Genomic DNA, 18,292 nt, shown 5'->3' on the forward strand with positions numbered 1-18,292 from the left:
TAACCCCATGAACTATATAAAAAACCCGCAGGAAATCGAGAAAAATAGCTTCGTTATCATTGGCGATATTATCGCCGCTGAGCGGCCAGAGACTCGGTTTGCCAGTGCGATGCATGAAGCGGTTGTCAAGCGGGTTATCCACACCACAGCGGATTTTGACTGGCTGGATATTCTGCATTTCTCGCCGGATGTGCTGACCCGTATTGCTGAGGGTTTACGTCGAGGATGCACGCTGTATACCGACACGACGATGGCGATGTCGGGCATTAACAAAACACTGTTAAAGCAGATGGGATGCGAGTGTCGCTGCTATATCAGTGATCCGCGCGTGGTAGAGAGTGCGCCGGTACAGGGAATTACCCGCTCGATGGCCGCGGTAGATGTAGCTTTGGCGGAGCCGGGCGAAAAACTGTTTGTGTTCGGCAATGCACCGACGGCGTTATTCCGTTTGTTAGAACGGCAAGCGTCCCCGGTGGCGGTCATCGGCGTGCCGGTGGGGTTTGTTGGTGCGGCGGAATCCAAAGATGCGTTGGTGGCAAGTGGTTTGCCATGTATTGCCGCGCTGGGGCGCAAAGGGGGCAGTAACGTGGCGGCAGCCATTATCAACGCCATCCTCTATCAGTTACGGGGGGCGCTATGAGCGACGGTCTGGCCAGTGATAGCCCTATAAATGATGATATTGCGCTGCAAAACCAGCAATTAGACAGCATTTGGCACAACGGCAAGCAATACCGTAAAGGCTATACCACCGGTTCCTGTGCCACGGCGGCGGCCAAAGTGGCGGCGCTGATGGTGTTGCGTCAGCAAGTGATTGATCAAATTTCTATTGTGACGCCTTCCGGCATCACCTTGTGTCTGAATGTTGAGCAGCCGTTGATTGAAGGTCAGCAAGCCACCGCCGCAATCCGCAAAGATGGCGGCGATGATGTTGATGCTACCCACGGCATGCTGATTTTTGCCCGCGTGACCCTCACCGAACAGACCGACATTATTCTGCGAGGCGGCGAAGGCGTGGGAACTGTTACCCGCAAAGGAATTGGCTTGCCGGTCGGCAGCAGCGCTATTAACCGCACTCCGCGCCAAACCATCGAAGCCGCAGTGCGTGAAGTCATCGGCCCATTGCGTGGCGCAGAAGTCGAAATCTTCGCACCAGAAGGCGAGGAGCGAGCGAAGAAAACCTACAACGGGCGGCTAGGGATTCTGGGCGGGATTTCCATCATCGGTACCACCGGTATTGTGACGCCGATGTCAGAAGAGAGCTGGAAACGTTCATTGGCGCTGGAGCTGGAAATGAAGCGGGCAGCAGGTGTTGATCGCGTCATTTTGGTGCCGGGTAATCACGGCGAACGCTTTGTTCGCGACCACCTAGGGCTGGATAGCCAGCGGGTGGTCACCATGAGTAATTTTGTCGGCTATATGCTGCAAGAAACCGTGCGCTTGGGGTTCCGCCGCGTTTTATTAGTGGGGCATCCGGGCAAATTGGTCAAAGTGGCCGCCGGTATCTTCCATACCCACAGCCATATTGCTGATGGACGTATGGAGACGCTGGTGGCGCATTTGGCCTTAATGGGTGCACCCCATGCGCTATTACTTGAAGTTAATCAGTGTGATACCACGGAAGCGGCAATGGAGCTAATTGCCGAGCAGGGTTGGCAGGGGGTGTATTCGCGTATCTGCGAGCGTATCTGCGAGCGTATCGCTGAGATGATGCGTTTCTCGGTTAATCCACCACAGTGCGACGCTATTTTATTCTCTTTTGATAATCAGGTGCTGGGTAGCAACCGGCCACTGGATGAGATTGTGGAGGCGTTACGATGATTACGGTGGTGGGGATTGGCCCTGGTGATGTTGATTATCTGACACCCGCAGCTCGACGGGCTATCGAACGCGCCGAAGTTCTGGTTGGCGGTAAGCGCCATCTGGCGACATTGAGCTGCGATAGTAAAGAGTCGCGCTTGTTAGATGCTGATCTATTAGGGCTATTGGCGTGGCTGGATAGCCATAAGCATCGCGCCATTGTGGTGCTGGCCTCGGGAGATCCTTTGCTGTATGGCATCGGCAAATTGCTGGCAGCAAACTTCAGCGCTGAGGAGTTGCATATCGTTCCCGGCATTAGCGCGATTCAATATTTGTGCGCCAAAGCTGCACTGGATATGAACGACCTCTTTCTTACCAGCAGTCATGGTCGTGAACCCGATTTTGACTGGATCTTCCAGCACGACAAAGTGGCGATGGTGACCGACGGCATGATTGGCCCAAGAGCTATTGCTGATGCGCTACAGCAACGTGGTCTGTCTCGTACCTTGATTATTGGTGAAAACCTCTCGCAACCCAACGAACGAATTTATCGCCTGCCAGCAGCGCAAGTGGCGGCCCGCTATGACATGAATGTGGTGGTGATCCTCAATGAAAGATGAGCTGTTCCTACGTGGGCAAAAAGTCCCGATGACCAAAGAAGTGGTGCGAGTATTGGCACTGGAACGGCTGAGTTTGTCAGATGCGACTCACTTGATTGATGTGGGGGCGGGTACTGGCAGTGTGGCCTTGGAAGCGGCTTTGCGTTTTCCTGATTTACGGGTGACGGCGATTGAACGGAATCCGGTAGCACTTGAGTTGATTAATGAAAATCGCCAGCGGCTAGGGTGTCGCAAGGTAGACATTATTGCCGGAGTCGCTCCTTTACCTTTATCCGATAAAGCCGATGCCATTTTTATTGGTGGCAGTGGCGGTCATCTGACCGACCTTATCGACTGGTCACTGATGATGTTAAATCCCGGTGGCCGCCTGGTATTGACCTTTATTTTGCTCAATAACCTCAATGAAGCATTAAGCCATTTACAGACCTGCGTTGTTAGCGAGCTGGATTGTGTGCAATTGCAACTCTCCACTCTGACCCCTCTGGGTAGCGGGCACTATTTTAAACCGAATAATCCTACTTATCTTATTTCCTGCCACAAGGAGGCGAGCCATGTCTGAGCATTCTAATGCCGTATCAGCATCTGTTACTCACTCACCTGTTACACCAACATGGGATACGCAAAAAGTCTGGTTTGTGGGTGCCGGGCCGGGTGACAAAGAGCTGATCACGCTAAAAGGCTACCGCTTGCTGCAACAGGCACAGGTGGTTATCTATGCCGGATCACTTATCAATACTGAGCTGTTGGAATATTGCTCTGCCGAGGCTGAATGTCACGACAGCGCGGGATTAAATTTGGCACAAATCATCACGCTGATGGTGGAGGGTGTGCGTGCGGGCAAGCTGGTGGTGCGGTTGCAAACCGGTGATCTCTCTTTGTATGGCTCTATTCGTGAACAGGGCGAAGTCTTGGGTGAACACGGCATCGGCTTTGTGTCAGTACCCGGTGTCAGTGCTTTCTTGGGCGCAGCGGCACAACTGGGGGTGGAATACACCGTGCCAGAAGTGGCGCAAAGCTTAATTATCACCCGTATCGAGGGGCGCACGCCGATGCCGCCACTGGAACAACTGGAAGCTTTTGCCGCTCATCAAACTTCAATGGCTATTTTCTTGTCGGTACAGGAAATGGACCGAGTGGCCGATCGCTTAATCGCCGGTGGTTATCCCGCGCATACGCCAGTGGCAGTGGTATACAAAGCGACTTGGGCTGAAAGCCGTACAGTTCGCGGCACACTGGCGGATATCGCCGAGTTGGTTCGCGCGGCAGCCATTCATAAAACTGCTCTGATTTTGGTGGGGGCATTCCTCGGTGATGAATACCACTATTCCAAACTCTATGACGCGGGGTTTAGCCATGAATATCGTCAAGCCTGAATCAATCGCGGTATTTTGCCTGACACCCGGTGGTGTGCGGCTGGCGCGACGCTTGCAAACCCACTTGCCACTGACCTGTTTTACCAGTGACAAGTTGCTGGAATCGGGCTTTTTGCCCTTCAACGGCAGTTTTGGCAATACGATCCGTGAGGCATTTAAACAGTATTCAGCACTGGTGGTCGTCGGGGCGATTGGCCTAACGGTGCGGGTTATCGCGCCGCTGGTAAACGACAAAATGACCGACCCTGCGGTGGTGGTGATTGATGAGCGCGGGCAACACGTCATCAGTTTGCTGTCGGGGCATGTGGGAGGGGCGAATACCCTAACCCGTTATCTTGCTGGCATTTTGGGGGCTGACCCGGTGATAACCACCGCCACCGATGTTAACGAGATGGCGGCGCTGGACACACTGGCAACCCAGTTGGATGCCGAAATGCAAGATTTCCGCCACGCGGTCAAAGTGGTCAATCAAATGTTGGTCAGTAACCAGAAAGTCGGGCTGTGGTGGGACACGCCGCTGTTGGCGGAACGTGAGCGCTGCGACACGCGGGGGTTCGTGCCGGTTGATTGTTTGGATCAACTTAGATTGGATCAACTTAGTTTGGAGCAACGCCCCCCATTAGACGCCTTAGTGTGCATCACGTTGCGCGACACTCTGCCGCTGCCTGCTGATCAACTGGCGACGTTGCCCGTTTATAAGCTGGTGCCGCGCCGGGTAGTGGCGGGAATTGGTTGCCGCCGTGCCACCTCGCTGCAAACGCTGGTTGAATTGCTGCAACAGCAAATGGCCGAAAATCATTTTGACATCATGGCATTGCGAGCGATTGGCAGCGTCACTATCAAAAAAGATGAACCGGCGCTGCACCAATTGGCTCAATGCTGGCGAGTCCCGTTCGAACTGTTCAGCGTCGGCGAACTGAGCCGCCATGAACAACGTTTCCCTGCTTCTGATTTTGTCCGCCAAACGGTGGGTGTCGGTAGCGTTTCACAACCGGTCGCCTGGCTGATGAGCGACGGTAAATTGGTTGGCAATACTCTGCGTCAGCAGGGCGTCACCATCACTCTGGGAGTATCGCATTAATGTTAACCGTAATTGGCATTGGGCCAGGCAGTGAATCAATGATGACGCAGGACGCTATCGCCGCTATTCGCGAAGCAGAAATTATTGTCGGTTACAAAACCTATACCCATCTGGTCAAATCCATGACCCTGGATAAACAGGTGATCAAAACTGGCATGTGTAAAGAGATTGAGCGCTGTCAGGCGGCGATTGACCTGGCACTGGCCGGTCATAACGTGGCGCTTATCAGCAGTGGCGATGCCGGTATTTACGGCATGGCGGGCTTGGTGTTAGAGCTGGTCACGCAGCAACAATTGGAACTGGAAGTGCGGCTGGTAGCCGGTATCACCGCCAGTATCGCGGCGGCCTCACTGCTCGGCGCACCGCTGATGCATGACTTTTGTCATATCAGCCTGAGTGATTTGATGACGCCGTGGGAAGTGATTGAGAAACGCATTATCGCGGCGGCACAAGCCGATTTTGTTATCTGCTTCTATAACCCGCGCAGCCGTGGCCGCGAAGGGCATTTAGCACGGGCGTTCGAGCTGATGCAGCCGTGGAAGAAAGCCGCAACGCCAGTGGGTGTGGTGAAGGCGGCAGGGCGTAAAAAACAGGAGAAATGGCTAACCACAATAGGCGAAATGGATTTTGAACCGGTGGATATGACCAGCTTGGTGATTGTTGGCAATCAGGCCACTTATTGCCGCAATGGACTGATGATCACGCCACGGGGCTATTTATTATAAAGGGACATTCATTATGACGGACTATTCATTATGACCCATGACCATCCGCCGATTCATATATTTGGCGGCACCAGTGATGCCCGGCTAATTTGCCAACGGCTGGACGAGTTTGGCGAGCGCTACAGCCTGTCGGTCGCGACCGATGCGGGCAAACAACTGGCGGGCGATATTGGCGGCGAGGTATTGGTCGGGCGGATGGATGCAGCGCAAATGGCCGATTTTCTTATCACCAGACAGGTGCAGTGGGTAGTTGATGCTTCGCACCCCTACGCCGACCTGCTCAGTGACAATGTGGCCACCGCTTGCGGGCAATCAAATGTGGTACTGACACGTTATCAGCGCCCGAGTGAAATTGACGCTATTCATCATCCGCAGCTCTACAAAGTAGACAGTGCAGCGGCAGCGTGCGCCGTGGCGCAAGGTTTAGGGCCGCGAGTGCTGTTGACCACCGGCAGCAAGCAGTTGGCGGAGTATCAACAGCGGCTGAGCGGTAAAACCTTGTTAGCGCGCGTGCTGCCAACGGCTGAAGTGCTGAGCCAATGTGAGGCTCTGGGGTTGGGGGTAGACAATATTATCGCGCTGCGTGGGCCATTCAGCGCGCAATTCAATCATGCGCTGTATGCGTTTTGCCAGCCAGATGTGGTTATCACCAAGGAGTCTGGCGCACAAGGTGGCTACCAGGAAAAAGTGGCTCCCTGTCTGGCACTGAATATTCCCTGCATTGTGGTGCGCCGTCCGGCCGCCGTGGTGTTGGGCAGTCTTGGGCAACAAGTGACTTCATTGGATGAATTTACCCGACATCTGATGCACTGGCAGCAATCTGGCCCACTGGCAAGAACAACGAGGACAACAAAATGAAAAAAGCATTGTTGGTGATCAGTTTCGGCACCAGTTATGAACACACCCGCCAAAAGAATATTGAAACTTGTGAGCAACAGCTATCGGCGGCTTATCGCGATCGCGATGTGTTCCGCGCCTTTACCTCAGAAATGATCATTCGCAAGCTACGTAAACGCGATGGTTTGTTGATCAATAACCCGCGAGAAGCGCTGAAACACCTGGCTGAACAGGGGTATCAAGATGTGGCTATTCAATCACTGCATGTCATTAATGGCGATGAATACGAAAAAATCGCTACTGAAGTGCGCGGTTTTAGCGACTGTTTTCATCATCTGGTATTGGGCACACCCCTGTTAAGCAGCTTTGCCGATTACCAGCAATTATTAGTGGCACTGCAAGCACAAATGCCTCCGTTGGCGGCGGATGAGCGGGTGGTATTTATGGGCCACGGGGCCAGTCACTTCGCCTTTTCTGCTTATGCCTGCCTTGACCATTTAATGACTTCTCTCAACTTCCCTGCTTTGGTGGGGGCGGTGGAAAGTTATCCGGAAATCGGCCACATCATTAGCCGCTTACAGCAGCAGGGGGTGCGCAAAGTGCATCTGATGCCATTGATGCTGGTGGCCGGTGATCACGCCATCAATGACATGGCTTCTGAAGAGCCGGATTCATGGCGCTCACAACTGGAAGCTGCGGGTATCAGTGCGCAATCATGGCTGCAAGGATTGGGAGAGAATCCATTGATTCGCCAGATGTTTGTTCAGCATCTGGCGAGTGCATTGCAGCAAAAACAGCAGGAGGCAGCGTAATGAGCGGCAGACTTTATGCATTGGGTGTTGGCCCCGGAGCCAGCGATTTAATCACCGTGCGGGCGGCACGGCTGATAGCCAGACTGGATGTGTTGTATGCCCCGGCAGGGCGTAAAGGCGGTGACAGTCTGGCGTTGTCAATTGTGCGCGAATATTTATCACCTAACACCGAAATCCGCACCTGCCATTTCCCGATGAGCGCCGATGACAGCGAAAAGCAGGCGGTGTGGGATGAGGTGGCACAACAACTGCAAGCGGAAGTTGCGCAGGGCCGTCAGGTGGGTTTTATCACCCTCGGCGACGCTATGTTATTTAGCACATGGGTATTTTTGCTAGAACGTATTGGTCGGCCAGATTGGTTGGAAATTGTCCCCGGAGTCACTTCTTTTGCCGCCATTGCCTCACGAGCCGCATTGCCCTTGGCGATGGAGCAACAATCGCTGGCGGTTATGTCTTGCACTGCCCCAGAAGCCGAGCTGGAACGCGCTTTGCGCCATCACGACTGCGTAGTGCTGATGAAAGTATATGGCCGCTTTGCACAAATTCAGGCGCTATTGGGCCGGTTAAATCTGTTTCCGCATGCGCTGTTGATGTCGGAAGCTTCATTACCCGGCGAGGTGTGCTGGCGTCAGTTGGATACCCTTGCCGCTGACCAGCCATTGCCCTATTTCTCGACCATTTTAGTCAATAAACAGCAACGAGTTATTTAAAAACAGATGGTTATCTAGTTTTCACTTAGATGCTCAACGTTATTGGAGTTACTCATGGAAATGGAAAGACAGTTAAAAAAACTTTCGCTTAGCGGAGTTGCGATGGCAATCCTGCTAACGATTGCCCCGAATGATGTTTTTGCCATGCACATTATGGAAGGTTTTTTACCGCCGATGTGGGCGCTGGCTTGGTGGATACTGTTCCTGCCGTGTTTGTTTATGGGGCTGGTTCGTTTGAAACAGATTGTCGCTGAAGACAGCAATCAAAAAGTCCTGTTAGCGCTATGCGGCGCCTTTATTTTCGTGCTATCGGCACTGAAAATCCCCTCGGTGACCGGCAGTTGTTCGCATCCGACCGGCGTCGGGCTGGCGGTTATTCTGTTTGGGCCGGTAGTGGTGGCGGTGTTGGGGGCCATTGTGTTGTTGTTCCAGGCGTTATTACTGGCGCACGGCGGCCTGACAACCTTGGGTGCTAACGGCATGTCAATGGCGGTGATTGGGCCAGTTGTGGGTTATCTGGTGTGGAAGTTGGCCTGTAAAGCGGGATTGCGCCGCGACGTTGGGGTATTTCTTTGCGCCATGCTCGCAGATTTAACCACTTACTTTGTCACCTCGGTACAGCTTGGTCTGGCTTTCCCTGACCCGCAATTTGGTGTCAGCGGTTCGATTATCAAGTTTATGGGAGTGTTCTGCATTACCCAGATCCCGATAGCCATCGCTGAAGGCTTGCTGACAGTGATGATTTACGACCAGTTAACCAAACGTCAGTTAATCCACGCAGGGACTCACTAACATGAAAAAGACGCTTATTTTGCTGGCGATGGTGATCGCTCTGGTCATAATGCCGTTCTTTATTAATCACGGTGGTGAATATGGTGGCTCAGATGGTGAAGCCGAAACGCTGATTCAGACTACCGCACCTCACTATCAGCCGTGGTTCACGCCGTTATATGAACCCGCCAGTGGTGAAATTGAAAGCCTGCTGTTTACCCTGCAAGGTTCCATTGGGGCGGCGGTGATTTTCTATATCTTGGGCTATTACCGGGGGAAACGCGGTGAGCATGCTGGGGATTGATAAACTAAGTTATCAAAGCCGCTGGCGACAGGCCGATCCAATGGGAAAATTGGTGCTATATGCCGTTTTCCTGTTGGCCGCCATGCTTAGCCCGCCGATGTATCAGGCGCTGCTCTTGGTGTTTATCGCCGCCCTGACATGTTACCTATTGCGGGTGGGGCCACGCCGTTACTTACGCTGGCTGGCAATACCGCTCTCTTTCCTATTGGTGGGGTTGGTCACGATTGTGATATCACTCTCGCGCCAACCGGAGAGCCTGTGGTGGGGGATGCAGATAGGGCATTGGTGGTTGGGGCTTGATAAAGTCGGATTAACCACCGCCAATCAAACGCTATGGCGCAGTTTGGCGGCATTGGCGGCCACTTTTTGGTTTGTGCTGAATACGCCATTCCCGCAGCTTATCCAAATATTGAAGCGCTGCCATGCCCCCCGATTGCTGACCGAGCAAATCCTGCTGACCTGGCGTTTTATTTTTATTTTGATTGAGGAGGCCGCCGCGATCCATCAGGCGCAGTCTCTGCGATTTGGTTATATCTCATTGCGTACCGGCTACCATTCGCTGGCAATGTTGGTCGGTATGCTATTTACCCGCGTGATGATTCGCTATCAGCAAATGGTCATCTCGCTGGATATGAAACTCTATCAGGGCGATTTCCACCTGTAAGGCAGGATGTAATGTTAGCCACCAGGCAGTTAGGTTTCAGCTATCAGGAAGAGCAGGTATTGCGCGACTTGACACTGGATTTCAGTCAGCATGCGGTCACCGGTGTCTTGGGGGCTAATGGTTGTGGCAAATCCACCTTATTTATGAACTTGACCGGTATTTTGCAACCGCAACAGGGCGCGGTGTTGTGGCAAGGTGAGCCGCTCAGTTATAAGAAAGCCAACTTACGTGAATTGCGTCAGCGTGTCACCACGGTATTTCAAGATCCGGAACAGCAGATTTTTTATACCGATATTGATAGTGATATTGCCTTCAGCCTGCGCAATTTGGGGATGCCCGAAGAGATTATTGCGCAGCGGGTTGACCGGGCGTTGACTTTGGTAGATGCGCAAGGATTTCGCCATAAATCTATCCAGCACTTGAGTCATGGGCAGAAAAAACGGGTGGCCATTGCCGGTGCGCTGGTGATGGAGGCAGAGTATCTGCTACTGGATGAACCCACAGCCGGATTGGACCCGGCCGGTCGGCAGCATATGATTACTATCATTGAACGTATTGTCGCAGAGGGAAAACGCGTTATTCTCTCCAGCCATGATATCGATCTAATTTATAAGGTTTGTGATTACCTTTATGTCTTATCGCACGGCCACCTGATGATTGCCGGTGAAACAACCGAAGTGTTCCTACAACAAGAAAAATTGCAAGCCGCCGGGCTGGTTCAGCCGTGGTTGGTCAAAATGCACAGTGAGCTGGGTTTGCCGCTGTGCAAAACGGAAGAACAACTCTTCGCGCTGATGCGTCAACGCGAAATGGAGGAGGCGCGATGAGTCGGCCAGTGATGAATTTATCAATCATGGTGCAGGGCACGGCATCTGACGTGGGTAAAAGTGTGTTAGTGGCCGGGCTGTGCCGCATCTTTATGCAAGATGGCTATCGCTGTGCGCCGTTTAAATCGCAGAATATGGCACTCAATTCGGGCATTACTCCGCAGGGGGAAGAGATGGGCCGGGCGCAGATTTTTCAGGCCGAAGCGGCCGACATTGCCCCAGATGTTCGCATGAATCCAGTACTGCTCAAACCCACCAGTGACCGTAAGGCGCAGGTGGTTTTAATGGGCAAAGTTGCCTGCAATATGGATGCGGTGGAATATCATCAGTATAAACCGCAATTGCAGCAACAAATCAGCGAGGTTTACCACAGTTTGGCTCGCGAATATGACGTCATGGTGCTGGAAGGTGCGGGCAGCCCGGCGGAAATTAATCTGCGTGACCGCGATATCGTCAATATGGGCATGGCTGAAATGGCAGACGCGCCGGTATTGCTGGTGGCGGATATTGACAGAGGCGGCGTGTTTGCCTCTATCTATGGCACTCTGGCACTGCTGCATCCCCATGAAAAAGCCCGCGTCAAAGGGGTGATAATCAATAAATTTCGTGGCGATATCGCACTGCTGACCCCTGGCCTGGAACAGATTGAAGCCCTGACCCATGTCCCCGTGCTGGGGGTGATGCCGTGGCTGGATATTGATTTAGAAGATGAAGATGGTGTCGCTCTGCAAAATGGCAAATATCAGGATATGGCAGAAAAGGCACTGGATATTGCGGTGATCCGCTTACCTCATATCGCTAACTTTACTGATTTTAATGCGCTGGCCGCGCAACCGGATGTGCGCCTGCGCTATGTATCGCAGTTGTCGGCGTTGGGTCAGCCGGATTTGATTATTTTGCCGGGCAGCAAGAATACGCTGGGTGATTTGCAATGGCTGCACCACTGCGGGCTGGCGTCAGCGTTACTGAAGCTACATCAACGTAATGTACCGGTGATAGGCATTTGCGGTGGTTATCAAATGCTGGGAAAACGCATTATTGATGGCGTTGAGTCGGGCCTTGAACAGATGGATGGCTTGGGGTTGCTGGATGTGGAAACCGAGTTCGCGCCAGATAAAGTCACCACGCGCGTTAGCGGTTATTGTCAGATTGGCCTGCCGGGCATATTGAAAAACTGTGGTGATCACCCGCTTGAAGGTTATGAGATCCATATGGGTGTCTCCCATTTGGGCTGTGATGCCATACCTTTTGCACAGCTAACGTTACGTAACGGACAAGCCGAGCAGTGGGTGGATGGCGCGGTGAATGGCGATGGTAGCGTATTGGGCAGCTATATCCACGGGCTATTTGACAGCCACCACTTTACCCGCGCGCTATTAGATAGCCTGCGTCAACGCAAAGGGCTGTCTGCTTTTGATGGCGTGACAGTGAATTATGCTGAACATAAACAGCAACAGTTCGATATTCTGGCATCACAGATGCGCGAGCATATTGATATTGATAGGATTTTCAAACTAATGAAACAGCATCAACAGGAGCGCGCACAGTGATTTTGATTACCGGAGGGGCGCGCAGTGGCAAGAGTTCATTGGCCGAACGTTTGGCGGCACAAGCGGCCGAACGGGTATTTTACATTGCGACCTCAGTGGTAACAGATGCGGAAATGGCAGCGCGGGTGGCATTACACCGTGCCAGCCGCCCGGCGCATTGGCGTACCTGGGAAGGCTATCGTGATCTCGGCGTGGTGCTGGAAAAGCACGTCGAACCCGGCGAAGCCGTTATGTTGGAATGCATTACCACACTGATGACCAATTTGCTGTTTGAACTGGCGGGGGATACGCCACCGGAACAGATGGATTTTACCGCGCTTGAAGCGGGTATTTCGCAGCAAATTACCGCGTTGTTGGCGGCTTGCGCTCGCAGCAGTGCGCCTATTTATCTGGTGACCAATGAGCTGGGCATGGGGATCGTACCGGAAAATCGTCTGGCGCGGCATTTTCGTGATATTGCCGGACGAGTCAATCAGCGATTGGCAGCAGCGGCTGATGAGGTGTTTTTAGTGGTTTCAGGCATTGAGGTTAAGATTAAATGAGCCTGCGTCTATTTCTCGCAACATTGCAGTTTATGACCCGCATTCCGGTGCCAGAGCGCTGGACGCAAGGACTGGCAATGGATAACTACGAGCGCGGTATTATCGGTTTTCCGTTTATCGGCCTGATTGTTGGGGTGATCGGTGGGGTGATTTTCACTCTGCTGGCTCCGTGGTGCGGTGTGCCATTGGCGGCGTTGGGATATGTCCTGGCGTTGGCACTGGTTACCGGTGCTTTTCATCTCGATGGGCTGGCAGATACCTGTGATGGGGTGTTTTCTGCCCGCAAGCGCGAGCAAATGCTGGAAATCATGCGCGACAGCCGCCTCGGTACCAACGGTGGTTTGGCGCTGATATTTATCGTGGTGGCGAAAGTGCTGGTGGTCAGTGAGTTGGCGCTGCGTGATGCACCGATGCTACTGATACTCACCGCCGCTTCAGTGGCCGGGCGCACGGTAATTGTGCTGTTGATGTATCGCCAACGCTATGCGCGCGAAGGTAATGGATTAGGCAACATTTACATCGGTAAAGTGACGGGGAAACAAACACTTGTCACCTTGGCCGGTGGCGCGATATTAACCCTGTTACTGGGTCAGGGCGCAGCGTTGTTGGCGTTGGTGATTAGCATGGTGGTGGTGGCATTATTGGCAATCTACCTGCGCCGCCGTCTGGGTGGACAAACCGGTGACACGCTGGGAGCTGCGGCCGAAGTGGGTGAGTTGATATTCCTACTGGCGTTGCTGTAACACGACCTGTTTTCGAACACTTTTGATGAGCCATTCTATGCGACTTTTTCTGGTGCGCCACGGGCAAACCGAAGCCAATTTGCGCGGTGTTTTTTGCGGCTTGACCGACTTGGCGTTAACGCCACTCGGCGTCGAACAGGCCGGTGATGTTGCCGGTTGGCTGGCAGAGGTGGCGTTTGCTGATGGTGTCAGTAGCCAGTTGCTACGTGCGCGGCATACTGCCGATATCGTGCTGGCGGGGCATCCCCTCAATGCGGGCATTAATGACCAATTAAATGAAATGAATTTTGGTGAGTGGGAAATGCGCCATCACCATGATTTACAGCGTGAAGACCCTGATGCATGGGCCGCATGGGTGGCAGACTGGCAACAGGCCAGCCCCACTGGCGGGGAGTCTTTTATACAGTTTTCAGACCGAGTCGAAAGCGTGGTTCAGTCACTGCTTTCAACCCACAGTCACCAAACCAACCGTCACGCAATAAACAATCACGATAACAATCAACTGCTGGTTGCCCATCAGGGAGTATTAAGCCTGATGCTGGCGCGTTTACTGGCGATGCCAGCCGCCGCCATGTGGCATTTTCATTTTGAGCAGGGGGCATACAGCGTGTTGGAGATCCATGATGGGTTTGTCACGTTGCATGCGTTCAACAGCCGGGCTGCCTGGCAGCCTGCACCACGAGGTTAAATAGATGCAAACACTTTCATCAATTCTGCGTACCATTGCTCCGCTGGATAACAAAGCGATGGCCCGAGCTAAAACACGGCTGGATGGTTTGCTAAAACCGCAGGGCAGTCTGGGGCGTTTGGAGCAGTTGGCGGTTCAATTGGCGGGAATGCGCGGTTTATATGGTCATCAGGTTGATCGCAAACAAATCATTGTAATGGCGGCTGACCACGGTGTTTACGACGAAGGCGTGGCTATCTCACCTCGCGTTGTAACGATGGTTCAGGCACTGAATATGGTCAGGGGGGTGACCGGTGTTTGTGTGTTGGCAGCCAACGCCGGTACTGAAGTCAAGATAGTGGATGTGGGTATCGACTGCGATACGCTGCCCGGTGTGATAGATATGAAAGTGGCGCGCGGCAGCGGCAATATCGCTCGCGGTGCAGCCATGACTCGTCAACAAGCCGAAGATTTACTGGTTGCCAGCGCGATGTTGACATTACAGCAGGCGGCGGGTGGCGTGAAAGTGTTTGGCGTCGGTGAGTTGGGTATGGCGAATACCACTCCCGCAGCGGCGATGGTCAGTGTATTTACCGACAGCGACCCTGAGTTGGCAGTGGGGATCGGGGCTAATTTCCCCAGCGAGCAATTACATCATAAAGTGGCCGTAGTGCGGCGCGCAATTGAAACTAATCAGCCAGATGCCAGCGATGGCATTGATGTGTTGGCGAAAGTCGGTGGTTTTGATCTGGTGGGTATGACTGGAGTGATGTTAGGCGCTGCCGCTGCGGGTTTACCGGTGGTGTTGGATGGTTTTCTCTCCTATGCTTCTGCGTTGGCTGCTTGCCGTATCGAACCCAAGGTGCATGATTACCTGATTCCATCTCATCTATCAGCAGAAAAAGGCGCGGTTATCGCACTGAACCATTTGCAGCTGGAACCCTATTTGCAAATGGGTATGCGATTAGGCGAGGGCAGCGGTGCAGCACTTGCCATGCACTTAGTGGATGCGGCCTGTGCAATGTATAACAATATGGGATCATTGGCCGAAAGCAATATTGAGTTACCAGCCCCCCTTCGTCCTTAAAATTGCAGGGGTGTTAGCGACGTTCACTAACCCGAATCACTTACTTGAGTAAGTTCATCGGGATTCATTCTCTTGCTGCCTACCTGCAATTCCAATGACTTTGGGTGTTTATCTTCGTCCTTGAAATTGCAGGGTGTTAGCTACATCTACTGAGATTGAACAGAAAATCATTCGGATGTTCAGCTTTATATTGGATCAGGTGCTGCGTTGCTATTAGCTATATATGCCTGTTCACTGCCAAGTTGCCCAACTTCAAATGTTAAAAAAACGTTCGTGGGTTAATCTGTTAGGCCTTGATGCATTTGTATTGTTTAAGCAAAAGAAGATGGCTATTCTTTTCTTGTTTGCCATGTTACCAGGTGCTTCATTGCAAATCAGCCACACTTCCAGCAGTCCGTTCCTGCATGATTTTGTAAAAAATCCCTTTTATCAAGATAGCCTGGTGGTCCAATATCCGTCGATACTATTATCGATGGCGCAAATTGCCGAAGTCTTTTTCATTCTAACTATTCCATTCTTCATGTCTCGTTTTGGCATTAAGCGCGTAATGATGATCAGTATGATCGTCTGGACTTTACGCTTCGCGCTATTCGTCTATGGCGATTCATCTGCAAACGGTATTATTTTATTACTGCTATCAATGGTTATTTATGACTGTGCCTTTGATTTCTTTAATATTTCTGATGCAATTTATGTCGAAAAAAAAGTAAACCCTAATATTAGGGGCAGTGCTCAAGGGCTGTTCATGACGATGGTAAATGGTGTTGGTGTATACGCTGGTGGGCATATTGTCGACTATTTTACTCTGTTTAGTGTAAAAAACTGGAATAGTATTTTGTTCTCATTTTCTGCTTACACACTTATTTTGTTGATGATTTTCGTGTTTGTTTTTCAATATAAACATGATTCTAGTGAGTTGGAAAATCGTCAGCTATCACATTGATTATAATGTTGATAATTTTTAGATTGCCAGACTTTGTTGATATTTTTTATTTCCATAGCTTTAATCTGGCAGGGGGGCATATCGGCTTTGCTGTGGCTGCTTTTTTTGCATTATTCAGGATTTAACTCTTTCACATTAAAACCTACCTTTCGTAGACGTTATATCAATTCACTTTAATTGCCATTTTATCGATAATATTTTGATTATATGGGGGAAGTTGATTGGTATCACCGATCGATATGATATTTCTGAACTGCCAAAACGATTATCTTTGGGCTTTATTGCGATATATAATAGCCGAGGATTATTAACACAATAATTTTATGTTATTTCTACTGTTCATGATTGGATAGGTCGTTTGAGTCTTTGTTTATCGCTGAGGCTAATTGAAGGGCCATACTTGTCCTTACACGCGACATAAACGTAATTATAATGATGCTACCTTAATGCTTTCGCCGGTCATACTGGCAGTAGTATCGATTTCGGTGTCTGGCGTTTCTTGTAAGTAGTACCTATCTTACGGATAAAACTGTTTTTTTTAGAGAGCATTAGACTATTTTACTTCGTGTAGGTGGTGGTGAGTCATGGGGTGACTTAAGTTATTTTTATATATATGTAAGAAAATTCCGACAAGGTTGATGGTTCTATTCCCATATACTTTTACTCTTCAGTGTTGTTTAATTGCGATCTGGAATTTTCAGTGACAGAGGTCAATATTTGGTAATTTAGTTTTCGAAGATGGGCGGTTTATACTATTAATAAAATTGTGGCTATCAAATTTATAGCTCTCTATAGCTATGTGTTTTTTCCTCAACTATCGAAGTTTGATTGGAATTAGTTCTATCACTCGGGTTTTAGCTTTTTACTTATCACATTACTGAAATAATTTTCCAGTGAACGAGTGATAATCGCAAAGGTAAAATCCTACTGATTACTATTGTAATGCTCATTTCTATTAAAAATTCACTCAGGCAACACTGACTGAAAATAGTGAGTAAAATAAGGAATGTATAATATGTTAAGTGTAGCGATTACAACCCGGAACGCTTTCTATGAGTTAGGATTACTCTCTCTACTCAGAAAAGTCTTCAATAAAGAGGGTGATGAGGATTACTTATTTATCCGACCTTATGAATCGAAAGCTGCACATAAAGCCAATGTGATATTTAAAGATTTCATGGTGATCATCAACATATATCAAGATAGTGAGTTTATCGCGAAAAATATCAATAGTAGTAATAAACCGATGATGACTGTTAACATTCCCTTTAACAGTAATCAACTCGATATTTATGACATTATATCTAAAATCAAGAAGATTTTGACTATTGCGCGACTAAATCACGGCAGCATGATGAACAGCGATGTATTCAGGCGGTTAGGACTGAAGAATTACATTCAATTATCATATACAGAAAGTAGGGTTGTAGAGTTGACAGGACAAGGACATAGTATCCCTGATATTTCAAAAATACTTGAACGCTCTGAAAAGACAGTATTGACGCATCGGCGCAATGCGATTAGGAAACTGGGTGTACTAAATAGGTTGGAGTTTTATAACTATGCTTCACATATGAAGAACTATAGCAATAAAGATGCTGTTTTTATTTGTATTTAATCAATAGTATATTCCTACCAAGGTATATCTAATAATACCTCCTCGGTAAAACGTATTCTAGCACCTCACTCCAGATGATATTTCACGTCATGCTATATTGAATAATATAGCATGACGTGTCTTTTCATAATATTAAGTAACAGATACTACTTTTGGGTTAAAACTGTTGATGATTTGCACGTAATGTTTACGCTGATGTTCTGTAAACTCGCCGCCACTGGTAGTCAAAGTAAAAATGAGCACTACACGGCTATCGGGATTTGATATCGCGTGATGTGGTAATAACACAATGGACTGTACCTGGCGGGTTCTTTCGCCATCTTGCAAAAAATTATTTGCTACTTGCACTACGGGTAATTTCGCTGGGCCAAGCTCATGTTTGAGCAATTTCCCTTCAATTTGAAAACCAGGTAATTTATTGCGTAATGCTTCCATCTCTTTTTCACAGAAAGCTTCAGGTGTTTGCTCTTCATCCAATAAAGCGCGGTTAATGATAATGTTATATTCGTGGTTATTGGGATCTCTGAACATTAAAATATTCACTGACTGATCCAGCACTGGAGCAGTTGTCAGAAAGGTGCCCTCATAAATCGAATAAGTTGTAGATATAGCATTCATAGG

General features: G+C 50.1%; 22 protein-coding genes. 21 read left to right on the forward strand and 1 reads right to left on the reverse strand.

All coding sequences use genetic code 11. The features are described from left to right. Positions 1 to 7 precede the first annotated feature (7 nt). The 21 genes from AT01_RS19895 (at position 8) to AT01_RS19995 (ending at position 17,671) form a co-directional block, all read left to right on the forward strand. A complete protein-coding gene (locus AT01_RS19895; RefSeq protein ID WP_019080982.1) occupies positions 8 to 640 on the forward strand; it encodes a cobalt-precorrin-8 methylmutase in 633 nt (210 codons plus the stop codon). Continuing rightward, the gene (gene cbiD, locus AT01_RS19900) at positions 637 to 1,818 is read left to right on the forward strand and encodes a cobalt-precorrin-5B (C(1))-methyltransferase CbiD (protein WP_042548390.1); all 1,182 of its coding nucleotides are present in this window, start codon (positions 637 to 639) and stop codon (positions 1,816 to 1,818) included. Before AT01_RS19895 ends, cbiD begins: the two co-directional genes overlap by 4 nt. Next, positions 1,815 to 2,417, forward strand: coding sequence for a cobalt-precorrin-7 (C(5))-methyltransferase (locus AT01_RS19905; protein ID WP_042548391.1), 603 nt, complete (start codon positions 1,815 to 1,817; stop codon positions 2,415 to 2,417). The genes cbiD and AT01_RS19905 overlap by 4 nt, the downstream gene beginning before the upstream one ends. After that, a complete protein-coding gene (locus tag AT01_RS19910) occupies positions 2,407 to 2,976 on the forward strand; it encodes a decarboxylating cobalt-precorrin-6B (C(15))-methyltransferase (protein WP_042548392.1) in 570 nt (189 codons plus the stop codon). The genes AT01_RS19905 and AT01_RS19910 overlap by 11 nt, the downstream gene beginning before the upstream one ends. Further along, positions 2,969 to 3,790, forward strand: a complete 822-nt coding sequence (locus tag AT01_RS19915; RefSeq protein WP_042548393.1) for a cobalt-precorrin-4 methyltransferase — start codon at positions 2,969 to 2,971, stop codon at positions 3,788 to 3,790. The genes AT01_RS19910 and AT01_RS19915 overlap by 8 nt, the downstream gene beginning before the upstream one ends. Beyond that, the gene (gene cbiG, locus AT01_RS19920) at positions 3,771 to 4,871 is read left to right on the forward strand and encodes a cobalt-precorrin 5A hydrolase (protein WP_042548394.1); all 1,101 of its coding nucleotides are present in this window, start codon (positions 3,771 to 3,773) and stop codon (positions 4,869 to 4,871) included. Before AT01_RS19915 ends, cbiG begins: the two co-directional genes overlap by 20 nt. Further along, positions 4,871 to 5,596, forward strand: coding sequence for a precorrin-3B C(17)-methyltransferase (locus AT01_RS19925; protein WP_042548395.1), 726 nt, complete (start codon positions 4,871 to 4,873; stop codon positions 5,594 to 5,596). The genes cbiG and AT01_RS19925 overlap by 1 nt, the downstream gene beginning before the upstream one ends. 30 nt (positions 5,597 to 5,626) lie before the next feature. Then, positions 5,627 to 6,454 (forward strand): cobalt-precorrin-6A reductase, encoded by an 828-nt coding sequence (locus tag AT01_RS19930; protein ID WP_042548396.1) that lies wholly within the window; start codon positions 5,627 to 5,629, stop codon positions 6,452 to 6,454. Continuing rightward, entirely contained in the window at positions 6,451 to 7,245 is a 795-nt protein-coding gene (gene cbiK / locus AT01_RS19935; protein WP_042548397.1) for a sirohydrochlorin cobaltochelatase, read from the forward strand. Before AT01_RS19930 ends, cbiK begins: the two co-directional genes overlap by 4 nt. Continuing rightward, positions 7,245 to 7,955: a cobalt-factor II C(20)-methyltransferase gene (locus tag AT01_RS19940; RefSeq protein ID WP_042548398.1), complete on the forward strand. Its 711-nt coding sequence runs from the start codon at positions 7,245 to 7,247 to the stop codon at positions 7,953 to 7,955. Before cbiK ends, AT01_RS19940 begins: the two co-directional genes overlap by 1 nt. Positions 7,956 to 8,009: 54 nt before the next feature. After that, entirely contained in the window at positions 8,010 to 8,747 is a 738-nt protein-coding gene (cbiM, locus tag AT01_RS19945; protein WP_042548399.1) for a cobalt ECF transporter S component CbiM, read from the forward strand. A 1-nt stretch (position 8,748) separates the two neighbouring features. Beyond that, positions 8,749 to 9,030 carry an energy-coupling factor ABC transporter substrate-binding protein gene (locus tag AT01_RS19950; RefSeq protein ID WP_004699340.1) on the forward strand — a complete coding sequence of 94 codons (282 nt, stop codon included), beginning with the start codon at positions 8,749 to 8,751 and terminating at the stop codon, positions 9,028 to 9,030. Further along, on the forward strand, positions 9,017 to 9,694 hold the full coding sequence (locus tag AT01_RS19955; RefSeq protein ID WP_042548400.1) for an energy-coupling factor ABC transporter transmembrane protein: 678 nt from the start codon (positions 9,017 to 9,019) through the stop codon (positions 9,692 to 9,694). Before AT01_RS19950 ends, AT01_RS19955 begins: the two co-directional genes overlap by 14 nt. Positions 9,695 to 9,705: 11 nt before the next feature. Further along, entirely contained in the window at positions 9,706 to 10,521 is an 816-nt protein-coding gene (locus AT01_RS19960) for an ATP-binding cassette domain-containing protein (RefSeq protein WP_042548401.1), read from the forward strand. Between the two features lie 11 nt (positions 10,522 to 10,532). Continuing rightward, on the forward strand, positions 10,533 to 12,071 hold the full coding sequence (locus AT01_RS19965) for a cobyric acid synthase (RefSeq protein ID WP_042548731.1): 1,539 nt from the start codon (positions 10,533 to 10,535) through the stop codon (positions 12,069 to 12,071). Beyond that, on the forward strand, positions 12,068 to 12,613 hold the full coding sequence (gene cobU, locus AT01_RS19970) for a bifunctional adenosylcobinamide kinase/adenosylcobinamide-phosphate guanylyltransferase (RefSeq protein WP_042548402.1): 546 nt from the start codon (positions 12,068 to 12,070) through the stop codon (positions 12,611 to 12,613). Before AT01_RS19965 ends, cobU begins: the two co-directional genes overlap by 4 nt. Further along, the gene (gene cobS, locus AT01_RS19975; RefSeq protein ID WP_042548403.1) at positions 12,610 to 13,356 is read left to right on the forward strand and encodes an adenosylcobinamide-GDP ribazoletransferase; all 747 of its coding nucleotides are present in this window, start codon (positions 12,610 to 12,612) and stop codon (positions 13,354 to 13,356) included. The genes cobU and cobS overlap by 4 nt, the downstream gene beginning before the upstream one ends. Before the next feature lie 37 nt (positions 13,357 to 13,393). Continuing rightward, a complete protein-coding gene (locus AT01_RS19980) occupies positions 13,394 to 14,044 on the forward strand; it encodes an adenosylcobalamin/alpha-ribazole phosphatase (RefSeq protein WP_042548404.1) in 651 nt (216 codons plus the stop codon). Between the two features lie 4 nt (positions 14,045 to 14,048). Next, a complete protein-coding gene (gene cobT / locus AT01_RS19985) occupies positions 14,049 to 15,110 on the forward strand; it encodes a nicotinate-nucleotide--dimethylbenzimidazole phosphoribosyltransferase (protein ID WP_042548405.1) in 1,062 nt (353 codons plus the stop codon). A gap of 325 nt (positions 15,111 to 15,435) precedes the next feature. Then, entirely contained in the window at positions 15,436 to 16,053 is a 618-nt protein-coding gene (locus AT01_RS19990) for an MFS transporter (RefSeq protein WP_235427200.1), read from the forward strand. Positions 16,054 to 17,068: 1,015 nt separating this feature from the next. Then, positions 17,069 to 17,671: a helix-turn-helix transcriptional regulator gene (locus tag AT01_RS19995; RefSeq protein WP_004699325.1), complete on the forward strand. Its 603-nt coding sequence runs from the start codon at positions 17,069 to 17,071 to the stop codon at positions 17,669 to 17,671. Between the two features lie 132 nt (positions 17,672 to 17,803). On the opposite strand, the gene AT01_RS20000 is transcribed toward AT01_RS19995, so the two are convergent. Continuing rightward, positions 17,804 to 18,289, reverse strand: coding sequence for a DcrB-related protein (locus AT01_RS20000; protein ID WP_042548406.1), 486 nt, complete (start codon positions 18,287 to 18,289; stop codon positions 17,804 to 17,806). Positions 18,290 to 18,292 lie beyond the last annotated feature (3 nt).

It is taken from the genome of Yersinia aldovae 670-83 (assembly GCF_000834395.1).
Classification (GTDB): domain Bacteria; phylum Pseudomonadota; class Gammaproteobacteria; order Enterobacterales; family Enterobacteriaceae; genus Yersinia; species Yersinia aldovae.

Excerpts from the sequence above, each read along its gene's own strand:
- cobS (WP_042548403.1), top strand. The coding sequence starts at position 12,610 with ATGAGCCTGCGTCTATTTCTCGCAACATTGCAGTTTATGACCCGCATT.
- AT01_RS19925 (WP_042548395.1), top strand. The coding sequence starts at position 4,871 with ATGTTAACCGTAATTGGCATTGGGCCAGGCAGTGAATCAATGATGACG.
- AT01_RS19965 (WP_042548731.1), top strand. The coding sequence starts at position 10,533 with ATGAATTTATCAATCATGGTGCAGGGCACGGCATCTGACGTGGGTAAA.
- AT01_RS19980 (WP_042548404.1), top strand. The coding sequence starts at position 13,394 with ATGCGACTTTTTCTGGTGCGCCACGGGCAAACCGAAGCCAATTTGCGC.
- AT01_RS19960 (WP_042548401.1), top strand. The coding sequence starts at position 9,706 with ATGTTAGCCACCAGGCAGTTAGGTTTCAGCTATCAGGAAGAGCAGGTA.
- AT01_RS19950 (WP_004699340.1), top strand. The coding sequence starts at position 8,749 with ATGAAAAAGACGCTTATTTTGCTGGCGATGGTGATCGCTCTGGTCATA.
- AT01_RS19955 (WP_042548400.1), top strand. The coding sequence starts at position 9,017 with ATGCTGGGGATTGATAAACTAAGTTATCAAAGCCGCTGGCGACAGGCC.
- AT01_RS19930 (WP_042548396.1), top strand. The coding sequence starts at position 5,627 with ATGACCCATGACCATCCGCCGATTCATATATTTGGCGGCACCAGTGAT.
- AT01_RS19915 (WP_042548393.1), top strand. The coding sequence starts at position 2,969 with ATGTCTGAGCATTCTAATGCCGTATCAGCATCTGTTACTCACTCACCT.
- cobT (WP_042548405.1), top strand. The coding sequence starts at position 14,049 with ATGCAAACACTTTCATCAATTCTGCGTACCATTGCTCCGCTGGATAAC.
- AT01_RS19910 (WP_042548392.1), top strand. The coding sequence starts at position 2,407 with ATGAAAGATGAGCTGTTCCTACGTGGGCAAAAAGTCCCGATGACCAAA.
- cbiM (WP_042548399.1), top strand. The coding sequence starts at position 8,010 with ATGGAAATGGAAAGACAGTTAAAAAAACTTTCGCTTAGCGGAGTTGCG.
- AT01_RS19905 (WP_042548391.1), top strand. The coding sequence starts at position 1,815 with ATGATTACGGTGGTGGGGATTGGCCCTGGTGATGTTGATTATCTGACA.
- AT01_RS19995 (WP_004699325.1), top strand. The coding sequence starts at position 17,069 with ATGTTAAGTGTAGCGATTACAACCCGGAACGCTTTCTATGAGTTAGGA.
- AT01_RS19940 (WP_042548398.1), top strand. The coding sequence starts at position 7,245 with ATGAGCGGCAGACTTTATGCATTGGGTGTTGGCCCCGGAGCCAGCGAT.
- AT01_RS19990 (WP_235427200.1), top strand. The coding sequence starts at position 15,436 with ATGGCTATTCTTTTCTTGTTTGCCATGTTACCAGGTGCTTCATTGCAA.
- cbiD (WP_042548390.1), top strand. The coding sequence starts at position 637 with ATGAGCGACGGTCTGGCCAGTGATAGCCCTATAAATGATGATATTGCG.
- cbiK (WP_042548397.1), top strand. The coding sequence starts at position 6,451 with ATGAAAAAAGCATTGTTGGTGATCAGTTTCGGCACCAGTTATGAACAC.
- cbiG (WP_042548394.1), top strand. The coding sequence starts at position 3,771 with ATGAATATCGTCAAGCCTGAATCAATCGCGGTATTTTGCCTGACACCC.
- AT01_RS20000 (WP_042548406.1), bottom strand. The coding sequence starts at position 18,289 with ATGAATGCTATATCTACAACTTATTCGATTTATGAGGGCACCTTTCTG.
- AT01_RS19895 (WP_019080982.1), top strand. The coding sequence starts at position 8 with ATGAACTATATAAAAAACCCGCAGGAAATCGAGAAAAATAGCTTCGTT.